Consider the following 25,870-nt stretch of genomic DNA (forward strand, 5'->3'; position numbering starts at 1 on the left):
AGCAATTTTTATGTATTAAGTGCCTTTAGTCAGAAATAACCATAAAGAAATACCGATACCAGATACAATTAGAATACCAAAACTTATCCATATTTTTTTTCGAAGAAGTGGCGCACCCAATACAATGGTATACAACATTTTTAAAATATTATTGCTGACAATAGCATTTAAAACCGCTAATACAATCACGCCTTCACTTATCACCATTCTGCCCTGAAACAGATTTAAAATAAAGGGGTCAATATCTGTTACACCTACAACCAATGCCAAAACATTTAACCCACTATTGCCAAACACACGAAATACAAAGCTGGTTAAAAGCGAAAACAGCATGAATAATGCAGCGAAAACCAATGCTGTTTTAAATTCTAATGGATTGCCCTTGGTGGTTAGAAAGGTAGTCGTTTTATTTACTTTCTGTTCCCGATGTAACCATAACAATCCTGCAATGATGATAGATGTTACCAATATAAAAAATAAAAAATAAGGTAATAGTGCAAATGCAATGGTGCTGTTAAAAATATAGGCAATTATAAATAACCTGATGTACATCATGAGCGTTGCTAATAATATACCTGGTAAAATAGTACTGTCATCGGGGTTTTCCCTGTTTTTTCTGGCCAGAATAACGGTTGTGGCGGTGCTGCTATACAAGCCGCCTAATATTGCGGTGATGATAATTCCTGCGTTGGGGAATATAAATTTTTTAACCAAATAGCTGGCATAAGAAATACTGGATATGACTACAACAGCCAGCCAGATTTGATAAGGAGAAACTGCAATAGATACTGAAATAGGCTGTGCGGGTAATAAAGGAAGTATAACACCTGTTAAAACTAAAAATTTAGCTAAAACAATAAATTCATCTTCATCAAATAATTTTGAAAAAGCAAACAAACTTTTTTTAGCTTCTGTAATTACTAAAGTTAGAATTACAATGCTAAATGTTAGCCAGAGTGGTTGCGTATAAACAAGAGGCGCCAGTGTGTAAGTAATTAATGCAATCAGAATAGTGGTTAATCCAAACTTCTTTTCTGTACTAATTTTTTGAAAATAATAAATACCCAGTAAGAGCATATTAAAGCAAGCCCCAATAATGAATGTATATAATTGCTGCTTATCAATTATATACAAAATGTAACCCAGAATGCCTAATAGTGTAAATGTTCTGTCGGTACCAAATAAATTTTCAAATGGTTCATTGATGTGGTACCGCCGCTGTTCTAAACCAATGATGAATGCAAATACCACTACCAGTATAAACATTTGTAAATCATTTGGAACGTAATGCAACAGTGATTGAAACATAAGGGGTATATGAAAAATTAGTAAGGCAAATTTTGATGGGTTAAGATAATGAAAAAACAGAAAAGTAATTTTTGTTTTAAAAAGCATACGGTGGTTATAAAATAAAAGCATAACAAAGCCTCATTGTTGGCGAGGCGTTGTTAAAAAGTATGGAAGTATGCAAGGTATATTAAACCAAAGGTGCTGTTGGAATAAAGTTGGGTATAAACTTCGGTACAACTCTTTTTTGAGTAGCTTGTTCAAAAGCATAGGCTATGCTTAATAATTTGGGCTCCTCAAAAGCTCCGGCAATAAAAGAAAAACCAACCGGCAGATGCTGCAAAGTACCAACTGGAACAGAAATATGTGGATAACCGGCCATGGCTGCAGGTGGGCAGAAATAAAATCCGGTATCATAATCCCCATTAATTAGGTCTATACAACAGGCGGGGCCAATACTGGTACCGGCAATGGCATCTAAGCGTTCTGTTTTCATCAGGTTATCAATGATTGCTCTTGCAGAAGTTGACTTTGCATGCGCTTCCTGATAAGCGGCATCCTGCAATGTTCCCCTTGCTTCACTTTGTTCTAATAATTCCTGTTTAAAATAGGGCATAACGGTGGCAGCATTTGCATTATTAAATGCAATTAATTCTTTTAAGGAATGAACTTTGCCTTTGGCGCTTGCCAAATAGCGATTTACGCCATCTTTAAATTCGTATTGTAAAACTATATTTTCGGCTTCGCCTAAAGGGTTGGTTAATTTCAGCAATTCAACCTCTACAACGGTAGCGCCTTGTTGCTGTAAGGTTTCAATGGCTGCTTTATACAATGCCACAACACCCTCATGGCCTTTTAAAAAAGATTTTTCAATGCCGATTCTTTTTCCCTTCAATGCAGAAGCATCTAAAAACTGAGTATAATCTGCCGGTACTTTTCCTTTGCTGTTTAAGGTAACTGCATCAGCCTCATCTATTCCTGTCATGGCACTCAGTAAAATTGCAGCATCTTTCACAGTTCTGGCCATTGGGCCTGCGGTATCCTGCGTTGCAGAAATAGGTATAATGCCACTACGGCTCACTAAACCAACAGTGGGTTTAATGCCTACAATACCATTGAAAGAAGAAGGCGCAATGACTGAACCATCTGTTTCAGTTCCCACTGCTACTACACATAAATTAGCAGAAACAGCAGCTCCGGAACCTGCGCTGGAGCCACAAGGTCCTCTGTCTAGCATGTTGGGATTTTTGGTTTGTCCGCCACGGCTGCTCCAGCCACTTGTAGATCGGGTTGAACGCCAGTTGGCCCATTCGCTTAAATTGGTTTTACCTAAAATAACGGCACCCGCCTTTCGTAATTGTGTAATTACAAATGCATCTTTATCGGCAATATTCCCTTCTAATGCCAATGATCCGGCTGTCGTCATCATTTTATCACCGGTATTAATATTGTCTTTAATTAAAACAGGTATACCATGCAAGAGGCCTCTAATCTTACCTGCTTTTCTTTCTTTATCCAATGCTTCTGCAATGGCAAGGGCATCGGGGTTCACCTCAATTACAGCATTGATGGCCGGCCCGGATTGGTCAATGGCTTTTATTCTTTTTAAATACATTTCAGTTAACTGACGTGCAGTTAATTTACCTTCCTGCATGTTTTGTTGAACAGCATCAATAGTTGTTTCCATTAAAGGAAAATCTGCTGCTGTATAATTGTTTATATTTGCAACGGCCGCTTCTGTTGCAATAGCAGTAATGGCCAATCCTGCTAATGAACCATTTTTAATAAAAATCCTTCTATCCATTGTAGTTTGTTTTTGTGCATTTGAATTTAAAAGTAAAGTATTTTATGATTACTGCGTGCTATTCATATTAAATGAACGACCTTAGTATTTACTTTTGTTATTTGTGTTGAATAAATTGTGGTAACTAACGTGCAAACAACAAACATATTACAAACTCCTATTGAATATTTAAAAGGCGTGGGGCCTCTCAGAGCCGATTTGCTTAAAAAAGAATTAAGCATTTTTGTGTATGAAGATTTATTAAACCATTTTCCTTACCGACATATTGATAAAACTGTTATTAGTCCTATTTCATCCATTCAGTTCAATACTGAATATATTCAGGTGGCCGGAAAATTAATTGCATTGGAGGTAATTGGTGAAAAACGTGCCAGGCGAATGGTAGGTCAGTTATCAGACCAATCCGGTGCAATGCTTGAACTTACCTGGTTTCAGGGTATTACCTGGATTCAAAAAAATGTGCAAATTGGCGCAACGTATCTTGTATTTGGGAAAGTGAGTTTTTTTAATGGCAAACCCCAACTAGTTCATCCTGAAATAGAGTTGAAACAGCCACAAAATATTACTGCAAAAAATTATTTAGAACCGGTTTATCCGGCAACTGAAAAATTAAAAGCAAGGGGATTAAGTGGTCGGCAGATAGCACACTTAACCCAGCAATTATTTTCCATTCTTCCATCTGGTTGCATATCCGAAAATATACCACCTGAAATTTGTAATCGATTAAAATTAGTGCCTCGTTTTGAAGCCTATCAGGCCATTCATTTTCCTGCCAATCCGGAAGCTTATGAAGCTGCATTGCGCCGTTTAAAATTTGAAGAGCTTTTTATTGCACAGGTACGCTTGCATATAGTAAAACTAAGAAGACAAAACGCCAGCAGGGGAGTTTTGTTTGAAAAAGTTGGCGATTATTTTAATACTTTCTACAACAGGTATTTGCCTTTTCAATTAACCAATGCACAAAAAAGGGTATTGAAAGAAATTAGATCAGATACGGCCAAAGGCCATCAAATGAATCGTTTGTTGCAAGGCGATGTAGGAAGCGGTAAAACCATTGTTGCTTTATTAGCCATGCTATTGGCAGCAGATAATGGTTTTCAAAGTTGTATGATGGCGCCAACTGAAATATTGGCCCAACAGCATTTTGAAGGATTGTGTAATTTATTAAAAGAAATGCCATTTGAAATTGCACTTTTAACCGGAAGTACTAAAACCGCAGAACGAAAAAGAATTTTAAAAGGGTTGTTGGATGATTCCATCCATTTTATTGTAGGAACCCACGCCATTATTGAAGATATAGTGCAGTTTAAAAATTTAGGTTTGGTGATTATAGATGAACAACATCGGTTTGGTGTAGAACAACGTGCCAAACTTTGGAAAAAAGCTGCCATCCCACCGCATGTGCTGGTAATGACGGCAACACCCATTCCGCGAACCCTTGCAATGACAGCCTATGGAGATTTGGATTATAGTGTAATGGATGAATTACCACCCGGCAGGCAACCCGTTAAAACCGTTCACCGTGTTGAACATGCCCGTGCCAGTGTGATGGATTTTGTAAAATCTGAAATTGAAAAAGGCAGGCAGGCTTATTTTATTTATCCATTAATTGAAGAAAGTGAAAAACTAAGTTATGAAGATTTAATGCAGGGCTTCGAGCAGGTTAAAAGTTTTTTCCCCGAACCCAGGTTCAGCATTAGTATGGTGCATGGCAAACAACCGGTTGAACAGAAAGAATTGAATATGCAACGCTTTGTAAAAGGCGAAACGCAAATTATGGTGAGTACCACTGTTATTGAAGTGGGTGTAAATGTGCCCAATGCTTCTGTAATGGTGATTGAAAGTTCTGAAAAATTTGGTTTATCGCAGTTACACCAATTGCGCGGCAGGGTAGGAAGGGGTAGCGAACAAAGTTTTTGCATCCTTTTAACAGGTAGTAAAATAAGCGCTGAGGCCAAAGAACGTATCAAGATAATGTGTGCCACCAATAATGGATTTGTGATTGCTGAAAAAGATTTGGAATTAAGAGGTCCTGGTGAAATTGAAGGTACCCGACAAAGCGGGGCAGTAAATTTTAAACTAGCCAGTATTGTGAATGATAGACAAATGTTAGAAGTGGCCAGAATGGAGGCAGAACAATTGGTAGAAAAAGATATGGAATTACAATCCCAGGAAAATAGCTGTCTGCGTTTGTTTTTGCAATCATCAAAGGGTAAAACTGGATGGAGTAAAATATCCTGATTAAACATTTATAAATGCAACCTGTTATTTAACAATATGGTAGGGATTTTGTAACTTACTATTGCTTTCTGTTGATGTATTTTTCTGGCAGTAAAACTTATTATGTATGAGTGGGATAAGGTACTTTCTTTTTGCTTTCTGTATAATAGGTTTGCTGCAGCAAAGTAAAGCGCAGTCCAATTTGCGATTTGTTGAGAATAAAGGTCAGTGGAATAATGATATAGCCTACAGAGGAAACCTTACCATCGGAGCTTTTTCCATTCAAAAAGATGGTGGTTTCAGAATGTTACTATATAGTCCTGAAGATTATGCTACTTTATCTCCCCATCAACAATTTTCGAGACCTTCCATTAAATACATTCAACAGGTAAATGCAAATGGACAAACTACTACAGCCATCGCACCCCCTGAAGCCGATGCCGGCAATGGAAAAAAAGTACTCAGATTGCATGTATATCAGGTAAAGTTTTTAAATGCCAATCCCAATCCTGAAATTATTCCTGATAAACCGTTGGCAACTGCCAACAATTATTTAATTGGGAATGACCCCACTAAATGGGGGCAAAATTGTAAAGTTTATCAGGCCATTACCTGCAAAAATATATATCCAAATATTGATGTTCGTTATTACACCACCAACGGCACTTTAAAATATGATATCATTGTAAATCCAGGTGGTAACGTAAATACAATCGCGTTATATTATGATGGAGTAAATGGACTGAAGCAAAAAAACGGTGAACTCATTATTCAAACTTCTGTACAAAATTTAAAAGAGGCTAAACCCTATAGTTATGCTGTTAATTTATCGGGCAAGCAAATAGTGCCTTGTACCTACAACATAAAGGGTAGTATTGTAAAGTTTAATGTTGAAAAAACAGATCCTGCTGCAACACTGGTTATTGATCCACAATTTGTTTTTTCCAGTTTTTCCGGCAGTACTGCTGAAAACTGGGGCTATACTGCCACTTACGATAATTCGGGAAATTTTTATGCCGGCGGTATTGTATTTGCAGGTGATAACCAATCTTTTCCTGTGAGCAATGGCGCATTTCAAACGTCTTTTCAGGGTGGGGTAAGAGAGGGGGAACTTTCTCCTTATGATGTAGCAATTATGAAGTTAGATCCAACAGGCAGAAACAGAGTATATGCCACCTATTTGGGTGGTAATGGCAATGAACAACCCCATAGTTTAATAACCGATAATGCAGGCAATTTAATTATTGCCGGAAGGACCAGTTCTGCCAATTTCCCCTCTACCAATAAAGTTGGAACGGGTGGAGGATTTGATATTTTTATCACAAAGCTAAATGCTACAGGTACCGGCATTGTGGGCTCACTGGTTATCGGTGGTAGTGCCGATGATGGTGTAAATATTCGGGGAAAATATACAGGTACATCCGGTTATCAATCTACTCGCTTAAATTATGGCGATGATGCCAGAAGCGAAGTGATTATTGATGGAGCAGGAAATATTTATTTAGCAGGTTGTACACAGTCAACGGATTTTCCCGTTTCTGCAAATGCTTTCCAAAAAAACAATGGAGGTGCCAATGGCAGTAGCTTTTTTCAGGACGCAGTAATAATAAAAGCTACTCCGGATTTAAGTTCGGTTTTATTCAGTTCATATTTAGGAGGGAATGATAACGATGCCGCCTTTGTGTTATCCATCAATCCTACCAACAATAACATTTATGTTGCCGGTGGAACTGCCAGTACGAATTTTCCCGGTATTGGTGCAAATGTAAAATTTTCAACATATCAGGGTGGTATTTGCGATGGTTTTGTAGCAGTCATCAGTAATGATGGTTCTCGATTAATCAATAGCAGTTATTTTGGCACGAATGGAGCAGACATGTTATTTGGAGTGCAATTCGATAAGTTGGGCTTTCCCTATATTATGGGAACTACAAATGGCAAATGGCAGGTAGTTAATTCTCCTTTTAATCAAGCACAGGGGCAAACAGATGGTAAACAATTTATTTGCAAATTAAAACCCGACTTATCAGATTTTGTTTATTCAGCAACATTTGGAGCACCCGGCAGTCCGCAGCCCAATATCTCCCCAACAGCTTTTCTGGTGGATCGTTGTGAAAATGTATATGTATCAGGCTGGGGTGGTGGTATTGATATTGATGACGGTTATTTGAATAGTGGGGTTAGAAATATGTCAACTCCCAATTATCTGCAAAACACTACAGATGGTGCCGATTTTTATTTCTTTGTATTAGAAAAAAATGCACAAAGCCAATTGTTTGGCAGCTATTTTGGACAGAATGGTGCATTAGGCGATCATGTGGATGGTGGCACCAGCCGTTTCGATAAAAATGGTATTATTTATCAAACCATCTGTTCTTGTAAACAAGGCCCACCCGCCAATCCTGTTTTAACCGGCAGCCCACCCTATGTATTTTCTACAACTAATAATGGCCCCGATTGCAATATGATGGCACTTAAAATTGCTTTTAATTTAGCAGGCATTTCTTCAGGCCTGCAGGCTGCAGCCAATGGTATTCCCCGCGATACATCGGGTTGTGTGCCTTTAAATGTTGATTTTGCAGATACAGTAGCTCAGGGAAAAACTTATATGTGGGATTTTAATGATGGCTCTACTCAGGTAACAACTACTACTCCAAAAACATCGCATGTATTTCAAAATATTGGTTTTTATAAAGTAATGCTGGTATCTACCGATCCGAATAGTTGTAATGTTAGTGATACATCTTATGTTACCATTCGTGTTCGGAATGATGCGGCTACTTTGGGTTTAAATGCGGCTAAAATTGGTGGTTGCGAATCATTAACTTTTCAATTCAACAATACTTCTACTTCACCTCCCAATAAGCCATTTAACGGCCAATCATTTATTTTAAAATTTGGCGATGGTACCTCTGTTGTAACCGGCACACAACCGCAAACACACACATTTCCATCAGAGGGTATTTATAATGTCAGTTTAATACTGCAAGATACCGGCTACTGTAATCAAAATGATAGCACTGTTTTACAAATTAGAATTGCTGCCAATGTAAAAGCAGCATTTCAAACACCGGCTATTGGTTGTGTTCCTTATACTGCCATATTCAACAATACATCAACTGGTGGAACCAATTTTATTTGGAGTTTTGGAGATGGTAGCAGCTCAACAGCCATTAGTCCTACCCATCAATACAATGATACAGGCAGTTATACCATTACCCTAATTGCAAATGATCCAAATACCTGCAATAAATCAGACACCACCACTCAAATAGTACAAATGAAAATAAAATCAATTGCTGACTTTAGTGTGGCACCGCAGCCTCCGGTTACTAATACGCCCATTCAATTTACTAATCTGTCGCAGCCTGCTTTGAGTTATAAATGGTTGTTTGGAGATGGAGATTCAACCATTACCACCAGTATAGCCACCCCCGTTAGTCATATATACGATTCAACCAAAAATTATACAGCTTGTCTGCAAACTATCAACAAATCGGGATGTGTTGATGAAAAATGCCTGCCGGTTCAGGCATTAATTGCGCCCTTGTTTGATGTGCCCAAAGCATTTTCGCCAAATGGTGATGGTATTAATGATGTTATTTATGTGCAAGGATATGGCATTACCAAAATGAAATGGAATATTTATAACAGATGGGGTAAACTGGTTTATCAGGGTTTCACAAAATCGGGGGGGTGGGATGGTACATATAACGGCGTAATTCAGCCACAGGATGTGTATCATTATGTATTGTTGATTGAAACATCGGATGGAAAAAAATATACAAAAACGGGAGATATTACCTTATTAAAGTAATGAAATGAGTAGTATAAAAATTGTATATAAAATGTTGTTAATACTGCTAATGTTACATGTATTAGCAGTGCATCAGTTGTATGCTCAGGATTTACACTTTTCCCAATACTTTAATGCGCCATTATTGATAAATCCGGCAAATACCGGTTTTAATCCTGAATCAGATTACAGGTTCGGTATTAATTACAGGGACCAATGGGCCAATATTGGCAACCCTTATAAAACCATGAGCATGTGGGGCGATGCCCAGCTGTTTAACAATCGTTTTGAAAATGGGTGGGTGGGTATAGGCGGTGTGTTGTTAACCGATGCTGCCGGAGATGGCTCACTCACTTCTACCAAAGGGTATGCATCTTTGGCTTACCACCAGGTATTGGGTTATGATGGGTTATTAAGTATAGGTTTTGGTGTAGGTGGTGTAAATAAACGGGTAGATGCCAGTAAACTAACTTTTAATGATCAATGGAATGGTAAATTTTTTGATGTTGCTATCCCATCTAATGAGCCATTTTATTATACATCTGTGTATTATATGGATCTAAATGCTGGGATTAATTATGCCTATTTTGCAACTGATAATATTTATTTAAATCTGGGTGTAAGTATTCAACATTTCAATCGGCCAAAAGAAAGTTTTTTTGCTCCTTCAGTAAGTAACAATACCGTTGATCCGCGTTACAATTTTTTTATGAATGGGAATATTAAAATTCAAAATTTGTGGATACTCAATCCCAATATGTACTTCAGTAAAATGGGTAATGTAACTGAAACGGTAATAGGTATGAATGCCAATAGAAATTTAAGTGGTGATGGAAACAGTCAGTTAATTCTGGGAATGTACTATCGTTTGGGCGATGCTGCTATCCCCATGATTGGGTATCAGGTAAGTAATATAAAAGTTACGTTTAATTATGATGCTACTACATCTTCATTAAGTGGTTATAATGGTTCGCAGGGGGCTTATGAAATTTCTTTGGTTAAAACAGGTATTTATGGAGGGAATGATAATACCAAAAAATTAAAATGCCCAAAGGCTGTTCGTTTTTAGCAGCATTAAAAAAGGGTTTGAATACCATGTACAATTTTGAATTCATGCTGTAATAACCATTTTTTTCTCCACAAACCACCCGAATAACCCGTTAAATTTTTGTCGCTGCCAATTACCCTGTGGCATGGAACAATAATTGCAATTTTATTTCTCCCATTGGTAGTTGCTGCTGCCCGTATGCATTTCGGATCACCCATTCTTTTTGCCAAATCCATATAGCTGATGGTTTTACCAAATGGGATGGCCAAAAGTTCATTCCACACTTTTTCCTGAAAGGGAGTACCTTCCTGGTAAACCGGCAAATCAAAAATTTTTCTTCTTCCCTGAAAAAATTCAATTAATTCTTCCGTGCATTGATGCAATAAATCACTGATGCCCGGAATGCCATGTGCAATTTGCTGGCTATTATCAATAAAACTTAATTCGGTAATGTATTGTTCTGTGCCCCCTATTTTTATTAAGCCTATCGGACTTTCGTAATATGTATAGTAATTTTCATTCATGATGTGTGGTAATCATTGCTAACAATGGATATGTAGTAAAATTACGAAATGAGCTGCTTTCATTTTCACAATTAGAACTTTCTTCGTCTTCTATCCTGCTTCAATTGCAAAGTGGTATTGGATTAGGTAGGTGAAATTTTAAATCCTTATTTTAAAAAATAGAAAATGAATTATTTTGTAATATACAAACTATTTTATATAATAAAAATGATTTAATCATCTAATAAGGCTGCTAATGCCAATAATTCATCTTGTTTGTATTGGTTAGAAGGAAGGGTAAAGCATTTGGCAACTTCCTGCAATAAAATTTGAATAATACGTTGGTTCGGCATTGGTTTAAAGTAGGAAGCAACCGGTGGTACTGAAATTTTTTTGAAATAAGTTTCAATATCTGCATGTGAATAGGCTTGCCCGCTAATACTGTCTACATAAAAATGAATTTTTTCCTGTGGGTGACCTTTATAGGTGGTTGCGTCATAATCTGAATGAAAATAAGCAATGACCATTTGCCTTGGAATATTAATAATTCGGGCATTAATTTCTAAAAGGTTACACAATACCTGATAAATAATACTGTTGGTAATGGTATTGCCTTTTTTGGTTTCTATTACTTTATGCAGAAAAAAATCATCGGGGTGGTTATAGCTAATTTCTATGCCCTTTAAATTATAATAGTTATAAATAATGCTCGATAATACATTGGCTTGTTCCAGCGGGGTTAAATAGCTATTCAGTTCCAGCCATACATTTCTTCTTATTTTTTCTATATCCTGTAATACCGGAGTTGTGTGTAAATCGGGATATTGAAATTTTGCCACTAATAATGCACCCAATAATATATCGTGATAAGGATTTTTATTCCATTCAATAAAATCGTTTGTTAAGTCTTTGTAATGCAATTGGTGAATCAGCATTTCAATTTTCTCCTGCACTTCCGTATTGGGAGTATTCTCCCACAGATTTTCCAAATTGGGAATAATACCTTTTCCAAAAGAAACAATTCTTTCAGCAATGGTATGATATACTTCTTCGTCCGGGTCGTCTATCAGCGAAAACAAAGCATTTATTTCTTTCGTTTGTTGCATATAGGCTATCGTAGTAGTTGTTTGAATGGCAGTATGTTTTAATTACAATACCAAACTAAGCTCTTTTTTTGTTTTTTTAAGCAGAAGTTATTCTATTGTTGTGGAAATATTTTTTATACACGAATACAATGTTTTTGATTTTGTGGCGTTCATTGCGTTTTAACGTATTGGATAGCGTTAATTCATGTACCTTGCAGTTTGTTTTTTACTTTATAAATTGAATAGAATGATTCCTAAATTTCCTGCTGTTAAAGATTCGTTGCATGCTGAGCTAAGGCGCAGAGTAAATGCATATTTTGAAACAAACGGTATTGAAGCTACTGGCAACGCAGCTTTATTTACAAAAGCTATTTTATTAATGTTGTTTTTTGGCTTTTTATATGTGCATCTTATTTTTTTTACCCCCAACTGGTATTTTGCTATTCCTGAGTTAATCATAATGGGGGGTGTAGTTGCTGCCATTGGTTTTAATATTATGCACGATGGCAGTCATGGCAGCTTTAGCCGCAGTAAATGGCTGAATCACTTAGCTGCACGTTCAGTGAATTTGGTAGGAGCCAATCACTTTATGTGGAATGTAAAACACAATATGATTCACCATAGTTTTACCAATATTGATGGGATAGATGATGATATAGAAGTTGGCTTTTTAATGCGAATGGCACCAACACAAAAAAAATACTGGGTACACCGTTTTCAGCATATTTACTTTATTGTACTATATATGCTATTGTATGTTTTCTGGATATTTTTTGCAGATTATAAAAAATATTTTTCCGGTAAAATTGGCAATATTGCCCTGAAAAAAATGGAGATACGCGATCATCTTGGGTTTTGGTTTATCAAAGCATTCCATTTTATGGCATTTGTAGTTATCCCGATTTATTTTATTGGTTGGATAGACTGGATGGCAGGTTTCTTTACTATGACTTGTGTAACAGGCTTTATTTTAAGCATTGTATTTCAGTTGGCACATACTGTTGAAGGTACCGATTTTCCTGAAGCTGATCCGGTAAGCAGTAAATTACCCGATGAATTTGCTTTGCATCAAATAAAAACAACCGCCAATTTTGCCACCCATAATAAATTAGTGAGTTGGTTGGTGGGTGGATTAAATTTTCAGATAGAGCATCATTTATTCCCTAAAATTTCGCATGTGCATTATCCGGCTATCAGTAAAATCGTTAGAACAGTGTGTAAGGAATATCAGTTGCAGTATATTGAATATCCTACTGTACGGGGTGCTGTTGCTGCGCATGTTCGTTTTTTGAGAAAAATGGGCAGGTACTATTAAAGTATTTCAGAAAAATTAACATGTAAAAAAACAGACTGTGATGCTTCCGGTTTTTTTATTGTATTTATTTTCTTGTTTTTGTTGTTGCCGATTTTTTTGCAGCAGCCTTTGTTTTTTTTGCAAAAGCATTCGGAACTTGTTCTGCAATCATGGCTTTTACAGTGTCTATAGTAATCGTTTCTAATTCTGCTGGTTCATATTTTGTGCCATCGGGTTTTTTGCCCAGCTTCAGCATTTTCTTTTGAAAGCGAATAAATGGTCCCCAACGACCATTTTCAATTGAAATTTTTTCTTGTGGCCATTGTTGTATAAAGCGATTGGCTTCTTTTTCCATCTTCGCCTCAATTAATTCTTCAATATCCTGTTTGCTCAATGTATCAAAATTGTATTTTTTGGGTACATTAATATACACATCATTCCACTTTATAAAGGGACCGAACCTTCCTTTTCCTTTAGTAACCGGCAAATCTTTGTAAGTAGCAATGGGTGCATCTGCCTGGTTTTTTTGTGTGATGAATGTGATGGCTTTATCTAATTCAATTTCAGTTAAATCTACGCCTTTAGGCAATGAAATAAATTGATCGCCCCATTTAACATAGGGACCAAACCGGCCTACATTCACACTCACTTCCTGATTTTCATATTCACCTAAAATGCGGGGTAATTTAAATAGTTCAAGTGCTTCTTCCAATGAAATGGTTTCAATACTTTGATTAGGGTTTAGTTTAGCAAAACGCGGCTTTTCTTCTTCTTCGGCAGTGCCTATTTGCACCATAGCACCATAACGACCCATTCGGGCAATCACTTTTTTCCCGGTAGCCGGATCTGTGCCTAATTCGCGTTCACCTTTTGCCCGTTCTGCATTTTCTAAAGTATGTTCAATATCTACATGAAATGGCTGATAAAAATTATCAATCATTTTATTCCATTGAATTTTACCTTCAGCAATTTCATCAAAGTTTTCTTCAATTTTAGCTGTGAAGCCATAATCCATAATTTTTTGAAAATGCTGTTTTAAAAAATCAGTAACCAGTATACCCAAATCAGTTGGGAACAATTTCCCTTTTTCGGCACCGGTAATTTCAGTTATAATATTTTTTTCAATGTTGTTTTCGGGTGTAAGTTTTAGTAAGGTAATTTGCCGGGGTACACCCTCTTTGTCTCTTTTTTCTACATAGTTTCTTTTAACAATGGTGGTAATGGTAGGCGCATAAGTGGATGGCCTTCCAATTCCCAGCTCTTCTAATTTTTTTACAAGTGATGCTTCCGTATATCTTGCCGGAGGGCGGCTGTATTTTTCTGTTGCCATCATTTCTTTGAATTCTAATTTTTGGCCTTCTGATAATGGTGGTAACATTTTTTCTGTATCTTCTTCATCTTCATCATCCCGTCCTTCAAAATATACTTTTAAAAAACCATCAAATTTCAACGTTTCTCCAGTGGCTGTTAACGTTTCCGCATTGGTAGAAATGCCTATTTGAGCTATGGTTTTTTCAAATGCGGCATCACTCATCTGCGAAGCAATGGTTCGCTTCCAGATGAGTTCATATAATTTTTTGGTATCAGCTTCATCTATGGTATGTCTGCTCATGTAGGTTGGCCGAATGGCTTCATGGGCTTCCTGCGCACTTTCGTTTTTGTTTTTGAATTTACGAGGCTGGTGGTACTGACTGCCGTAATACTCGTTAATTTCTTTTTTAATATCAGTTAATGCAGTATCAGAAAGCTGAATACTATCGGTACGCATGTAAGTAATGTAACCGCTTTCGTATAATTTTTGTGCCAGTAACATTGTTTTGCTAACTCCATATCCTAATTTTCTGGAGGCCTCCTGCTGTAGTGTAGAGGTTGTAAAAGGTGCGGCCGGTGTACGTTTAGCAGGCTTTACTTCAACCTGCTTAACAGTATAATTAGCGCCAATACATTGCTGTAGAAACTGGTTGGCTGCTTCGTTGGTAGCAATTTTTGAAGGGCCCTCGGCTTTAAAAATTACGAGTTTTTGGTTTATATCAGGTGCCGTAAATGCTGCTTCTATTTTAAAGCTTTTTTCCGGAATAAACTGGTTAATCTCTCTTTCTCTTTCTACAATTAACCGAACTGCTACGCTTTGCACACGGCCTGCACTCAGGCTGCGTTGCATGCCAATTTTTCTCCATAAAACCGGACTTAATTCAAAACCCACCAATCGGTCTAATACCCTTCTGGCCTGTTGTGCATTCACCAGATTCATATTTATGAGTCTTGGATTTTCAACAGCTTTTTTTATGGCAGGTGCGGTTATTTCATGAAATACAATTCTTTTGGTTTTATTCGGGTCTAACCCCAGTACTTCAGCCAAATGCCAGCTAATACTTTCTCCTTCACGGTCCTCATCCGATGCTAACCAGACTTCTGCTGCTTTGGCGGCCAATTGTTTTAAATCTTTAACTACTTTCTGTTTTTCATCCGGAACAATATAGCGTGGCTCAAAGTTTTTATTAACATCAATGCCCATATCATCTTTTTCCAGGTCTCTGATATGGCCATAACAACTTTTCACCTCAAAATCATTCCCTAAGATTTTGCCTATGGTTTTTGCCTTTGCGGGTGATTCGACGATTAATAAATTCTTTGCCATTCTAATTTTTAATATATGGTGAACAATACGAACGAATCTATGGATGAATCGTTAAATAATGGTTTTTTTGCCATTTTTTCAATAAAGTACATGCAATATTAGTTGAAAGCTTTAAATCACAAAAACGATTATTCATTATTGCTAAATGAAATAATGGCATTTTTAACAGATTTGCTTCTATAAATATTGCTGTGCCCGAGGCTTTTTGTGCAATAAAATGAAATATGCGGATATTGCTTTTCCTGTACGGGAAGTACATTTTTAAAAGGACAAATAATATCTGATTCATCATGAATCCATAAAACAGGCGCATGAATATGTGCAATAGCCCTGCTAACAGAAAAATAATGAATACTATGGTTTGATATTGTTTTGATGTGTTGAACAAAGGCAGATTTTATATTTGCGTTTAAACGCAGGAGCTTTGAAAAAGCGTGAATGGCAGTAAATGTTTCAGTTGCAGGCGCAATTAAAATTAACTTTGAAGTGTCCTGTAATTTTTCAGCAGCTAACGTAATGGCCATTCCGCCTAACGAATGCCCGACATTTACTTCAAATGGGCCAAATTTTTTCTTGATGGCTACAATGGCATTTCTATATTCTAATACATTGGTAGTGTTACCATCGCTTAATTCGTGTGCAGGTGCATCAAAGGCAATAACCGTAAACCCCTGCTGCAGAAAGGGCTGAATAAAATGTGCAAAGCGGTAACTGCAACTATCAAAGCCATGTGCAATCAATATTTTTTTTCCATTATTTTTTTCTGGTTCAGGTTGCCATAGCCATCCCCTTAATACTTTACCTTCAAAGGGCAGCGTTAGTGGGGTAGCAAAAGAAAATTCGGCCGGTGGTATTCTTTTGGGTTTTCCCGAATAGGGAGTTGAAAATACCTTAAATGCTTTTAGGGCGGCTGCTCTGGCACTGAAAACTGCAATCAATTTTATCAGTACAATATAATAAATTGCCTTTAGTTTGGTTTTTGTTTTCTTGTTCATCCTAAAACAAATATATGGATATTGTTATTCTTGGTGCTGGTAATGTAGCTACTATATTCGGTAAATTACTATTTCAAAAAAAACACAAAATTCTGCAAATTGTTAGCAAAACGCCGGCACATGCAGCAACATTGGCCATGCAATTACAGGCAACATTTACAACAAATATTAAAGATGTTGATACCCGGGCCGATTTATATTTATTTGCATTACCCGATAATTTGATTCAGGAAACAGCAGCCCATCCGGTATTTAAGAACAAATTTTTAGTGCATACATCGGGCAGTATTCCTGCTGCAGTATTCAAAAATTTTACTGAAAGTTTTGGTGTACTATGGCCAATACAAAGCCTGAATGCACATGTTGAAAAATTGCCTGAATTTCCGTTGGCCATTACAATAGGTAACCAGTCTGTTTTATCAGATTTAATGAAATTGTGTAATGATTTAACTGATGCACAAATTGTTGTATTGAATGATGAAGAAAAGAGGCAATTGCATCTTGCGGCTGTATTTGCTTCCAATTTTTCTAACTATCTATATCAAATGGCATTTGCATATTGTAGGGAACAAAACATTCCTTTTTCCCTATTAATTCCTTTGATACATGAAACTGCTGTAAGAATTCATGATTCTATTGAACCTTTTGCAATGCAAACGGGTCCGGCCATTCGAAACGATTCTGTTACTATTCAAAAGCAGCAGGCTTTATTGGTGCAAAAACCTCAATATGCAAAATTGTATGATTTGTTTACCGAATGTATTCGTGACGAACTTTTAAAAAATAAATCCCTCAACGGATAACCGTGAGGGACTTTTTGGCAAGCAATTGAACGTAAACGTACACACAATATAATTTTTTTTGTATAAACCAAATTATTTTTTTGTACAACCATGTGGACAATTGTTCTTTGCAGTATCGTTACAAACCCATTGTTTTTAATTGTATGATCCTAATTAAGTAGCATTAAATTCCTTAACATCAGTATGTTTCCAATATTTTTGCTGCGAAAATGGAAAGACTTGTATAAGATTAAGAATAAATTTGAGCAAGAACGGGTTGAGCCCGTTTATTTTCGTGATGCTGTCATCAAAATTAAATTTAAAAATATCATTCGCATAAATTCAATCAATTGAAAATTATCAACGCATTTCTGCAACTCATTCGTTGGCCCAACCTGCTGTTTATTTTTTTAACCCAGGTAATGTTTGAGTATTGCATTGTAAAGCCTTTATTTACTGCAGCAGGGGTTGATAATGTATTAAATACTTCAGCTTTCTTTCTCTTAGCATTCAGCTCAGTTTGCATTGCAGCCGGCGGCTATGTAATTAACGACTATTTTGATTTAAATATTGATTTAGTCAATAAACCCAAACGACTTGTTGTTGACAATACAATAAGCCGCCGTTGGGTAATACTCTGGCATTTTATATTAAGTATTGTGGGCATTGCGTTAGGTTTTTATATTGATAAGACAACCCAGTCCTCTTTTATAGGGATATTCAATTTTTTGAGTGTTTTGTTGTTGTTCATTTATTCCGCTTCACTGAAAAAAAAATTTCTGTTGGGTAATGTGCTCATTTCTTTACTCACTGCCTGGTCAGTATTAATTCTTTGGTGGGCAGAGCAACGCTATTTTTTTGTATTTCCCCCAATAACAAATTTAGATACCCATAAATTTTTTCGGTTTACAATTTTATATGCAGGGTTTGCATTTATTATTTCTTTAATTCGTGAGGTGATTAAAGATATGGAAGATGTAGAAGGCGACCGAAAATATGGTTGTAAAACCATGCCCATTGTTTGGGGAATAAACAGTACAAAAATATTTACATTGGTTTGGGTAATTGTGTTATTGGCAGCTTTACTGCTTTTGCAATTATATGTAACTTTTATTGGATGGTGGGTAACCGCCTTGTATGGCTTTGTATGTATTACACTTCCATTATTGCAAGTAGTGCGGTTATTAATTAAAGCCCAATCAGCTGCCGATTTTCATCGGTTAAGTACTTTGGTCAAAATCATCATGCTTACAGGTATTGTTTCTATGTTATTTTTCGGGCATCCCATGTAAATATGGTGTAATACTTTAATTTGCATCAGTATATCAAAAAATTATGGAAGAAATTATTTTAGCATCTCACTCCCCCCGAAGAAAAGAATTACTGGAAAAAGTGGGGATACCCTTTATTGTTGTTACAAAAACAACCGACGAATCTTTTCCTGTTTCGCTTCCTAAAAATGAAGTAGCCATTCATATTGCCCGAAATAAAGCACTTGCAGTAAAAGAAAAAATTGCTGCCGATTTTCATGGTGAACTGAATCATAAATCTATTTTGGCAGCAGATACCATTGTAGTAGTAGATGATGATATTTTAGGAAAACCGGCGAACCGCTCAGAAGCCATTCAAATGATACTAAGTTTATCTGATCGCAAGCATCAGGTAATAACAGGGGTAGTTTTGTTAATCGGAAGTAAGGAAATTGCTTTTGCTGAAGTAACTAATGTGTGTTTTAATGCATTTACACCAGAAGAAGCAGCTTATTATGTAGACAATTATGCACCATTTGATAAAGCGGGTGGATACGCCATTCAGGAATGGATTGGCCTTATTGGTATTAAAGCCATTGAAGGTGATTTTTATAATGTAATGGGGTTACCCATCAATAAAATTTACAACTTGTTGTGTAAATAAAAATTATTGGATATATTGAAGTTTAATTGATATAACTTATGCCTGAGCTTCAATATCTGAATGAACGTTTGCTGCATTTTATATGGCAGTTTCAATATTATAATTCTGCATCATTAGTAACAGATGCAGGCGAGCCTGTAAAAGTTATTAAACCGGGGCAATACAATACCCATCAAGGCCCCGATTTTTTAGAGGCTGTTATTCAAATCAATCAAATCACTTTGGTAGGTAATGTAGAAATTCATGTGCAGGCTTCCGATTGGTTAGCACATCAGCACGAAAATGATCCGCATTTTAAAAATGTTATTTTACATGTGGTTTGGCAGAATAACAAAGCAATACCCGATGCATCCGGTAATTCAATGCACACGCTAAGTTTGTGCAACCGGGTGTCTAAACTATTATTAGAACATTATCAGCAATTATTACAAACCCCGCAAAAAATACCCTGTTCACTTCATTTACCTGCATTGAGTTATTTAGAATGGATGGCATGGAAAGAAAGACTGGCCGTTGAAAAGTTAATGGGAAATACTGAAAAAATCATTCAAAAATTACATGCAACCAAAGGCCATTGGGAAGCGGTTTTTTGGCAGGTTTTGGCTTATAATTTTGGACTAACACAAAACGCATTGCTGTTTCAGGAAATGGCAGCATTAACACCTGTAAATATATTGGCAAAGCACAAAAACAATATTCAACAATTAGAAGCGCTGTTACTTGGTCAGGCCAATTTATTGAACAGGAATGATTTTGAAGATAAATATGTTCAGATGCTGCAAAAGGAGTATCTATTTCTGCAAAAAAAATATTCCCTGAAACCGGCAAATGCATTACCTAAATTTTTAAGGATGCGACCTGCAAATTTTCCAACCGTTCGTTTGGCACAATTGGCCATGCTCATTCATCAATCTTTTCATTTGTTTGATGCGGTAAAGAAAGCCACTACTATCCAACAGGTTAGCGCATTATTTAACGTTACTGCAAATGATTACTGGCATTATCATTACAATTTAACTGATGAACCAACTGCATATCTACCCAAAAAATTAGGTAGGCAAATGATCAATACTTTAATCATTAATACTGTAAGCCCCATGTTGTTTGCATATGGGCATTATCATAATGACGACAATTATAAAAACAAAGTAATTCAATGGTTAACGCTGCTTCCTGCCGAAAAAAATTTGATTACCAGTAACTGGTTACAATATCAAATTCCTAACAAAAATGCATTCGATTCGCAGGCATTCATTCATTTATCCCGACAATATTGTTCAGAAAAAAAATGTTTATCCTGTATGGTTGGTCATAAAATACTAAAGCAAACCAGCCAGTAATTATTCCCAAGTAAACTGAATATCTGTTTCTAAATCCGGGTGCAGGCTTCTTGCTACCGGGCAGGTACGCGCCGTATTTTCTAAAATTTGTTTTTGTTTTTCATCCAGTTGCTGCAAAGAAGTTGGAAATATGATATGGGTAATGATTTTACCAATTCTTCTGGGATCACTCTTCATAATTTTCGTAATCTCAGCCTTGGTACCGGTTAAATCAATGTTCATTGTATTGGCTTTAATGCCCATTGTTGTAATCATGCAACTACCCAAAGCAGTAGCTACCAAATCGGTTGGTGAAAATCTTTCCCCTTTCCCCTGATTATCGGTGGGTGCATCATTTTCAATTAACGTTCCACTTTGTAAATGTGTTAATTCTGTTCTTAAATTTCCTTTATACAATACAATTGAAGTCATAGGTTAAATTTTTATCTAAATTAGCATTAAAATAATTCTTGTGAAGCAATTAATTGTATTAACCTTAGCCCTGGCACCAGTTTTTTTATTTGCACAAAGTACAAATGCACTTACCAGCAGACAACAAAAAGCTGTAGAACGTAGAGAAAGAATTAATAATTTAATTAAGCAGGAAGAAGAAGGGGCACTCATTTATCAGAAACAAGGAGCATTTGGCGTGAAATTGAATACCGATGGGTATGGTATTTTTTATGAACATGGAAAATATAAAACCATTACCAAAACCAATTTGTGGTGGATGGAGTTAGGTGAGCATAAAGACAAACACGAAGAAAAAACATCTGTACCATTGGTAGGGGGTGGATTTGTTTTTTTGGGTAATCCCTACATTTACGGAAAGCAGAATAATTTCTACTGTTTTAAATTAGGACTTGGCCAGCAACGTTTAATTGGTGGTAAGGGTAATAAAAACGGCGTTGCTGTTTCAGCAATTTATGGCGGTGGTATTAGTTTAGGCATGTTAAAACCATACTATTTGCAGGTTCAGGATCCAAACAATGCCAATCAGGTAAACGATATTAAATATTCAGATAATCCAACTGCATTTCTCGATTATACGCTTATTCAAGGCTCATCCGGATTTAGTAAAGGATTGAATGAAATAAAATATGTTCCCGGTGTGCAGGCACGGGCAGCACTTCGGTTTGATTATGGAAGGTATAACGAATTACTTTCTGCATTAGAGTTAGGCGTTAATCTGGAATACTATACACAGAATATGCCCATTATGGTGAATAGTTCTGATAGAAAATTATTCTTTAATGCGTATGCTGCTATAGTATTTGGAAGAAGAAAGTAATGTAAATTTGCACATCCTTTTATTACGTATATTGTTTTATTTGAGCGAAGGATGATTCATTTTACGGCTATCAGAAATATACATTGCTTCATGTACAAAGTTTGGGAAGCAAATATTTTAAAATAGCAAATGAACAGCAGTATTGCAATTATTTTATAAAAACAGATTTTGTGGAAGAATTACCGGTTATTTCAGCAACAACAAATGCTATAAGAATAAAAAAACCTGATTGGTTAAGGGTAAAACTGCCCATTGGCGAAAGTTACAAACATGTTCGAGGTTTGGTTGATACCCATCAATTACATACCATTTGTGAAAGTGGAAACTGCCCCAACATGGGTGAGTGCTGGGGAGAAGGTACTGCAACATTTATGATTTTAGGTAATGTATGTACCCGCAGTTGTGGATTTTGTGCTGTAGCAACAGGCAGGCCTGCACCGGTTGATTGGGATGAACCTCAAAGGGTTGCAGAAGCCATTCACTTAATGAAAGTAAAACATGCAGTAATTACCAGTGTTGACAGAGATGAATTGAAAGATGGCGGCTCCATTATCTGGCACAATACCATAAAAGCCATAAAAGCCTTAAACCCTGCAACAACTCTGGAAACATTAATTCCCGATTTCAGAGGCATATCCAATCAAATACAAAGAATTATTGATGCTGCACCTGAGGTTGTAAGCCATAACATGGAAACAGTAGAACGAATGACCCGAAAAGTTCGGGTACAGGCCAAATACCACAGAAGTTTAGAAGTGTTAAAAACTTTAAAAGCAGGTGGTATGCGCACCAAAACAGGTTTAATGTTAGGTATTGGCGAAACCAAAGAAGAAGTGATACAAACTATGCATGATTTAAGAACTGTTGATTGTGATGTGTTAACTTTAGGGCAGTACTTACAACCAACTGCCAAACATTTGCCTGTTCAGCGTTTTGTACATCCGGATGAATTTGCTGAATTAAAAGAAATTGGCTATCAAATTGGGTTCGATTATGTAGAAAGTGGCCCTTTGGTGCGTTCTTCTTACCATAGTGAAAAGCATGTTTTAAAAGGGTATGGTCGCGCCAAATGGCTGGCTGAAAAAAGTAAATAAAACAACCCCGAAGCTTTAATGCAGACAGATGGGGGAAATGCTATTTTTTTTGATTGAAAAGATGAAGCTATGATTCCTATGCATTTTTTGAATAATTGGAACAGTTATTGCTAACAATTGTACAAAATCAATATATTTGAAAAGTAATTAACCTGAGTTAGGTACATCATCAATTACAAACCACTAACTCTTTTTAATGCATTTAAAAGCATCCTATCGCACATTTCTGCTAATTACTTTTTTAGCATTAAGTTCCCCTTCTTTGGCACAACGTGTTCGTGCTTTTGGTGGATTAGGCGTTAGCGCTTATCTGGGCGATTTAATACAGGGTCCCCCTGCATTAAAACAAGTTTCTCCTGATGTTATGGGAGGTGCAACCTACGATTTAGGTGAAAAAATACGCTATCGTTTAGGATTGTCTTTATTGGGTGTAAAAAGGAATGATGCTTTATCTCCCAGAGCAGATCTGCGAGCCCGTAATTTAAATTTTAAAAGTTTTATATGGGAAGTTTCTAATATGATGGAATATGATATTTTAGACCGGAATGTTTATAATATTGTGCCTTATGTATTTGGCGGTTTTGGAATATACCATTTTAACCCCACCACTTACGATCGCAACGGGAACAAAGTTTACCTTCATGATATTGGTACAGAGGGACAATATTTAAATCAACCCGGTTATCCAAAGCCTTATCATAGAATGCAACTGAATATTCCATTTGGGGCCGGAGTGCGTTATGAGGTTACAGACGCATTTGCAGTTGGTTTTGAATTTAATTATCGCATCCTTTTTACCGATTATTTAGATGACGTAAGTACACCAAAATATGCAACCAACGCATTAATTGCTGCAGGTCAGTTAGAAGCTGCTTCATTATCGTTTAGGGGTGATGAGGTAAGTCCCGGTGCTAAACCACCTTTGTATATGCCACGTGGTAATCCTCATAATAAAGATGCTTTCTATTCTTTTCAGGTTACTTTCTCAGTGCGGTTAGATAATGTTTTTCTTGGCGGATATTATACTAGCCATCCCGGTGGTGGTCCGTTCGCACCCAAAACCCGCACTTATAGAAGAAATGCATATTAAGTAAGTACTTCAATTTACTTTATTCAAAAAGGCTTCAATTTACAGAAGCCTTTTTTCAACCCTAAACCCTTAAAAAACCGTTCAAATAGTAGAAAAAATCATGCCACTTTGAGGAGGTTACTAAAATCTTTCCAATTTTGAGAAGAAAAAGTCAGCTTCAATCAATGCATTTTCATCACTGTCACTACCATGTACTGCATTTTCACCAACAGATGCTGCATATTTTTTTCGGATGGTACCTTCTTCGGCCTGAGCCGGATTGGTAGCACCTATTAATTTTCTGAAATCATTCACTGCATTTTTTTTTTCTAAAATAGCAGCAACAATGGGACCACTACTCATAAAAGTTACCAACTCTCCAAAAAACGGACGTTCTTTATGAATGGCATAAAATTCGGCAGCCTGCTCAGTGGTTAATTTTGTCCACTTCATGGCTTTAATAGTAAAACCCGCTTCAATCATTTGGTTTAAGATGGCACCGGTGTAACCTTTTGCAGTTGCATCGGGCTTAATCATCGTAAAAGTTCTGTTACTCATAAATGTTTTATTCAATTTGGCTGCAAAATTAATGATTTAGGTTACAGTGCTTCCAATATTCCTGCTAAATAAATGCTTATCTTTTTAAAAAGCTGTTAATGGCATATAGATTTACTCTATTTTTGCCCACCTGATTATGAAAGCAATTGAAGCATTTTATCCACTATTGAGAACGCCCAAAAAAATTATTATTACAACACATCAAAAACCTGATGGCGATGCCATGGGTTCAGCCCTTGGTTTATATCATTTTTTAGTAAAAACCGGACACGATGTTACTGTTATTACACCCACCAATTGGGCAGATTTTTTAGATTGGATGCCGGATGCGGATAAAGTTATTGATTTTGAAGCAAAAAAAGATGCAGCACTTGTGCTCATTCAATCTGCTGAAATTTTATTTTGTTTAGATTTTAATGTTTTACACCGAACCAAACACCTCGAAAAACATTTAGAAGCAGCCGAAGGGATTAAAGTACTGATTGATCATCATGAACAACCACAAGAATCGGCATTTCAATTTGGCATTAGTAATACTGCCAAAAGTTCTACTTGCGAAATGGTGTATGATTTTATTATGCAATCTGAACGTCCTGAATTATTAGATGTAACTATTGCTACTTGTTTATATACTGGTACAATGACTGATACCGGCTCGTTCAGGTTTCCTGCAACTTCAGCATCAGTACACAGAATGGTGGCACATTTTAAAGATTTAGGCTTACAGCATACGCCCATTCATGATAACATTTATGATAGTTTTTTAGAAAATCGGCTTCGTTTTATTGGGAATGCTTTACTGAACAGAATGGAGGTATTGTACGAATACAATACGGCAGTCATGTCAATCCCCAGAGCTGATATCATTCAATATGATATTAAAACGGGCGATACGGAAGGCTTGGTAAATTATTTATTAACCATTAAAGGCATTAAGTTTGGGGCCATTGTAATTGACAGGAATGAAGAAAGAAAATGGAGTTTTCGTAGTAAGGGAGATTTTGATGTGAACATATTTGCCCGTAATCATTTTGAAGGCGGCGGACACAAAAATGCAGCCGGGGGCAGAAGTAGTGATACTTTAGAAAAAACTTTAGAACATTTTTACAATGTTATTCCGGCTTACAAGGAAGCCCTGCAATAATGTTTTAAAATTTGTTCTAACTAAATTGT

At 36.5% G+C, this 25,870-nt stretch carries 20 protein-coding genes; 12 read left to right on the forward strand and 8 right to left on the reverse strand.

Annotated elements, in window-relative coordinates:
• Positions 1-15: 15 nt before the first annotated feature.
• Both JK139_RS00320 and JK139_RS00325 read right to left on the reverse strand, forming a co-directional pair.
• Positions 16-1,308 carry an MgtC/SapB family protein gene (locus JK139_RS00320; protein ID WP_074421045.1) on the reverse strand — a complete coding sequence of 431 codons (1,293 nt, stop codon included), beginning with the start codon at positions 1,306-1,308 and terminating at the stop codon, positions 16-18.
• Positions 1,309-1,477: 169 nt separating this feature from the next.
• Complete coding sequence (locus tag JK139_RS00325; RefSeq protein ID WP_074417741.1) at positions 1,478-3,091, reverse strand: amidase; 1,614 nt, start codon at positions 3,089-3,091, stop codon at positions 1,478-1,480.
• A gap of 129 nt (positions 3,092-3,220) precedes the next feature.
• On the opposite strand from JK139_RS00325, the gene recG reads away from it, so the two are divergent.
• The 3 genes from recG (at position 3,221) to JK139_RS00340 (ending at position 10,176) form a co-directional block, all read left to right on the forward strand.
• Positions 3,221-5,332 (forward strand): ATP-dependent DNA helicase RecG, encoded by a 2,112-nt coding sequence (recG, locus tag JK139_RS00330; protein ID WP_218330317.1) that lies wholly within the window; start codon positions 3,221-3,223, stop codon positions 5,330-5,332.
• Positions 5,333-5,438: 106 nt separating this feature from the next.
• Positions 5,439-9,128 carry a DUF7948 domain-containing protein gene (locus JK139_RS00335; protein ID WP_218330318.1) on the forward strand — a complete coding sequence of 1,230 codons (3,690 nt, stop codon included), beginning with the start codon at positions 5,439-5,441 and terminating at the stop codon, positions 9,126-9,128.
• A gap of 4 nt (positions 9,129-9,132) precedes the next feature.
• Positions 9,133-10,176: a PorP/SprF family type IX secretion system membrane protein gene (locus tag JK139_RS00340; protein ID WP_081300457.1), complete on the forward strand. Its 1,044-nt coding sequence runs from the start codon at positions 9,133-9,135 to the stop codon at positions 10,174-10,176.
• Between the two features lie 5 nt (positions 10,177-10,181).
• On the opposite strand, the gene JK139_RS00345 is transcribed toward JK139_RS00340, so the two are convergent.
• Together JK139_RS00345 and JK139_RS00350 are read right to left on the reverse strand one after the other, a co-directional pair.
• Complete coding sequence (locus tag JK139_RS00345; protein WP_074417744.1) at positions 10,182-10,679, reverse strand: methylated-DNA--[protein]-cysteine S-methyltransferase; 498 nt, start codon at positions 10,677-10,679, stop codon at positions 10,182-10,184.
• Positions 10,680-10,891: 212 nt separating this feature from the next.
• Complete coding sequence (locus tag JK139_RS00350; protein ID WP_074417745.1) at positions 10,892-11,764, reverse strand: transglutaminase family protein; 873 nt, start codon at positions 11,762-11,764, stop codon at positions 10,892-10,894.
• 226 nt (positions 11,765-11,990) lie between these two features.
• Here JK139_RS00350 and JK139_RS00355 point away from each other — a divergent pair, with 226 nt between their 5' ends.
• Positions 11,991-13,058, forward strand: coding sequence for a fatty acid desaturase family protein (locus tag JK139_RS00355; RefSeq protein WP_218330319.1), 1,068 nt, complete (start codon positions 11,991-11,993; stop codon positions 13,056-13,058).
• A gap of 64 nt (positions 13,059-13,122) precedes the next feature.
• Here JK139_RS00355 and topA read toward each other — a convergent pair whose 3' ends face one another.
• Positions 13,123-15,675: a type I DNA topoisomerase gene (gene topA, locus JK139_RS00360; RefSeq protein ID WP_074417747.1), complete on the reverse strand. Its 2,553-nt coding sequence runs from the start codon at positions 15,673-15,675 to the stop codon at positions 13,123-13,125.
• A gap of 128 nt (positions 15,676-15,803) precedes the next feature.
• Complete coding sequence (locus JK139_RS00365; protein ID WP_074421040.1) at positions 15,804-16,670, reverse strand: alpha/beta hydrolase; 867 nt, start codon at positions 16,668-16,670, stop codon at positions 15,804-15,806.
• A 14-nt stretch (positions 16,671-16,684) separates the two neighbouring features.
• On the opposite strand from JK139_RS00365, the gene JK139_RS00370 reads away from it, so the two are divergent.
• The 4 genes from JK139_RS00370 (at position 16,685) to JK139_RS00385 (ending at position 20,706) form a co-directional block, all read left to right on the forward strand.
• Positions 16,685-17,473, forward strand: a complete 789-nt coding sequence (locus tag JK139_RS00370; RefSeq protein WP_074421039.1) for a Rossmann-like and DUF2520 domain-containing protein — start codon at positions 16,685-16,687, stop codon at positions 17,471-17,473.
• Between the two features lie 329 nt (positions 17,474-17,802).
• The gene (locus JK139_RS00375) at positions 17,803-18,744 is read left to right on the forward strand and encodes a geranylgeranylglycerol-phosphate geranylgeranyltransferase (RefSeq protein WP_074421038.1); all 942 of its coding nucleotides are present in this window, start codon (positions 17,803-17,805) and stop codon (positions 18,742-18,744) included.
• 43 nt (positions 18,745-18,787) lie between these two features.
• The gene (locus JK139_RS00380; RefSeq protein ID WP_074417753.1) at positions 18,788-19,366 is read left to right on the forward strand and encodes a Maf family nucleotide pyrophosphatase; all 579 of its coding nucleotides are present in this window, start codon (positions 18,788-18,790) and stop codon (positions 19,364-19,366) included.
• A gap of 38 nt (positions 19,367-19,404) precedes the next feature.
• Positions 19,405-20,706 carry a DUF2851 family protein gene (locus tag JK139_RS00385; RefSeq protein WP_228733063.1) on the forward strand — a complete coding sequence of 434 codons (1,302 nt, stop codon included), beginning with the start codon at positions 19,405-19,407 and terminating at the stop codon, positions 20,704-20,706.
• On the opposite strand, the gene JK139_RS00390 is transcribed toward JK139_RS00385, so the two are convergent.
• Positions 20,707-21,117: an OsmC family protein gene (locus JK139_RS00390; RefSeq protein WP_074417754.1), complete on the reverse strand. Its 411-nt coding sequence runs from the start codon at positions 21,115-21,117 to the stop codon at positions 20,707-20,709.
• Between the two features lie 40 nt (positions 21,118-21,157).
• Between JK139_RS00390 and JK139_RS00395 the strand changes: the two genes are divergently transcribed.
• The 3 genes from JK139_RS00395 (at position 21,158) to JK139_RS00405 (ending at position 24,160) form a co-directional block, all read left to right on the forward strand.
• Positions 21,158-21,976 (forward strand): hypothetical protein, encoded by an 819-nt coding sequence (locus JK139_RS00395; protein ID WP_218330320.1) that lies wholly within the window; start codon positions 21,158-21,160, stop codon positions 21,974-21,976.
• Positions 21,977-22,146: 170 nt separating this feature from the next.
• Positions 22,147-23,070 (forward strand): lipoyl synthase, encoded by a 924-nt coding sequence (lipA, locus tag JK139_RS00400; protein WP_081301400.1) that lies wholly within the window; start codon positions 22,147-22,149, stop codon positions 23,068-23,070.
• A 196-nt stretch (positions 23,071-23,266) separates the two neighbouring features.
• Positions 23,267-24,160: a DUF6089 family protein gene (locus JK139_RS00405; RefSeq protein ID WP_218330321.1), complete on the forward strand. Its 894-nt coding sequence runs from the start codon at positions 23,267-23,269 to the stop codon at positions 24,158-24,160.
• A 120-nt stretch (positions 24,161-24,280) separates the two neighbouring features.
• Here JK139_RS00405 and JK139_RS00410 read toward each other — a convergent pair whose 3' ends face one another.
• Positions 24,281-24,697 (reverse strand): nucleoside-diphosphate kinase, encoded by a 417-nt coding sequence (locus JK139_RS00410; RefSeq protein WP_068241422.1) that lies wholly within the window; start codon positions 24,695-24,697, stop codon positions 24,281-24,283.
• A gap of 136 nt (positions 24,698-24,833) precedes the next feature.
• Here JK139_RS00410 and JK139_RS00415 point away from each other — a divergent pair, with 136 nt between their 5' ends.
• A complete protein-coding gene (locus JK139_RS00415) occupies positions 24,834-25,841 on the forward strand; it encodes a DHH family phosphoesterase (protein ID WP_218330322.1) in 1,008 nt (335 codons plus the stop codon).
• Positions 25,842-25,870 lie beyond the last annotated feature (29 nt).

The organism is Hydrotalea lipotrueae (assembly GCF_019249625.1).
Lineage (GTDB): Bacteria > Bacteroidota > Bacteroidia > Chitinophagales > Chitinophagaceae > Hydrotalea > Hydrotalea flava.

What these genes read in the sequence shown, in the direction of transcription:
- JK139_RS00365 (WP_074421040.1), bottom strand. Translation starts at nt 16,670, where the DNA reads ATGAACAAGAAAACAAAAACCAAACTAAAGGCAATTTATTATATTGTA.
- JK139_RS00355 (WP_218330319.1), top strand. Translation starts at nt 11,991, where the DNA reads ATGATTCCTAAATTTCCTGCTGTTAAAGATTCGTTGCATGCTGAGCTA.
- JK139_RS00385 (WP_228733063.1), top strand. Translation starts at nt 19,405, where the DNA reads ATGCCTGAGCTTCAATATCTGAATGAACGTTTGCTGCATTTTATATGG.
- JK139_RS00380 (WP_074417753.1), top strand. Translation starts at nt 18,788, where the DNA reads ATGGAAGAAATTATTTTAGCATCTCACTCCCCCCGAAGAAAAGAATTA.
- JK139_RS00320 (WP_074421045.1), bottom strand. Translation starts at nt 1,308, where the DNA reads ATGTTTCAATCACTGTTGCATTACGTTCCAAATGATTTACAAATGTTT.
- JK139_RS00370 (WP_074421039.1), top strand. Translation starts at nt 16,685, where the DNA reads ATGGATATTGTTATTCTTGGTGCTGGTAATGTAGCTACTATATTCGGT.
- JK139_RS00350 (WP_074417745.1), bottom strand. Translation starts at nt 11,764, where the DNA reads ATGCAACAAACGAAAGAAATAAATGCTTTGTTTTCGCTGATAGACGAC.
- JK139_RS00405 (WP_218330321.1), top strand. Translation starts at nt 23,267, where the DNA reads ATGCATTTAAAAGCATCCTATCGCACATTTCTGCTAATTACTTTTTTA.
- JK139_RS00415 (WP_218330322.1), top strand. Translation starts at nt 24,834, where the DNA reads ATGAAAGCAATTGAAGCATTTTATCCACTATTGAGAACGCCCAAAAAA.
- JK139_RS00325 (WP_074417741.1), bottom strand. Translation starts at nt 3,091, where the DNA reads ATGGATAGAAGGATTTTTATTAAAAATGGTTCATTAGCAGGATTGGCC.
- JK139_RS00410 (WP_068241422.1), bottom strand. Translation starts at nt 24,697, where the DNA reads ATGAGTAACAGAACTTTTACGATGATTAAGCCCGATGCAACTGCAAAA.
- topA (WP_074417747.1), bottom strand. Translation starts at nt 15,675, where the DNA reads ATGGCAAAGAATTTATTAATCGTCGAATCACCCGCAAAGGCAAAAACC.
- JK139_RS00340 (WP_081300457.1), top strand. Translation starts at nt 9,133, where the DNA reads ATGAGTAGTATAAAAATTGTATATAAAATGTTGTTAATACTGCTAATG.
- JK139_RS00390 (WP_074417754.1), bottom strand. Translation starts at nt 21,117, where the DNA reads ATGACTTCAATTGTATTGTATAAAGGAAATTTAAGAACAGAATTAACA.
- JK139_RS00335 (WP_218330318.1), top strand. Translation starts at nt 5,439, where the DNA reads ATGAGTGGGATAAGGTACTTTCTTTTTGCTTTCTGTATAATAGGTTTG.
- JK139_RS00345 (WP_074417744.1), bottom strand. Translation starts at nt 10,679, where the DNA reads ATGAATGAAAATTACTATACATATTACGAAAGTCCGATAGGCTTAATA.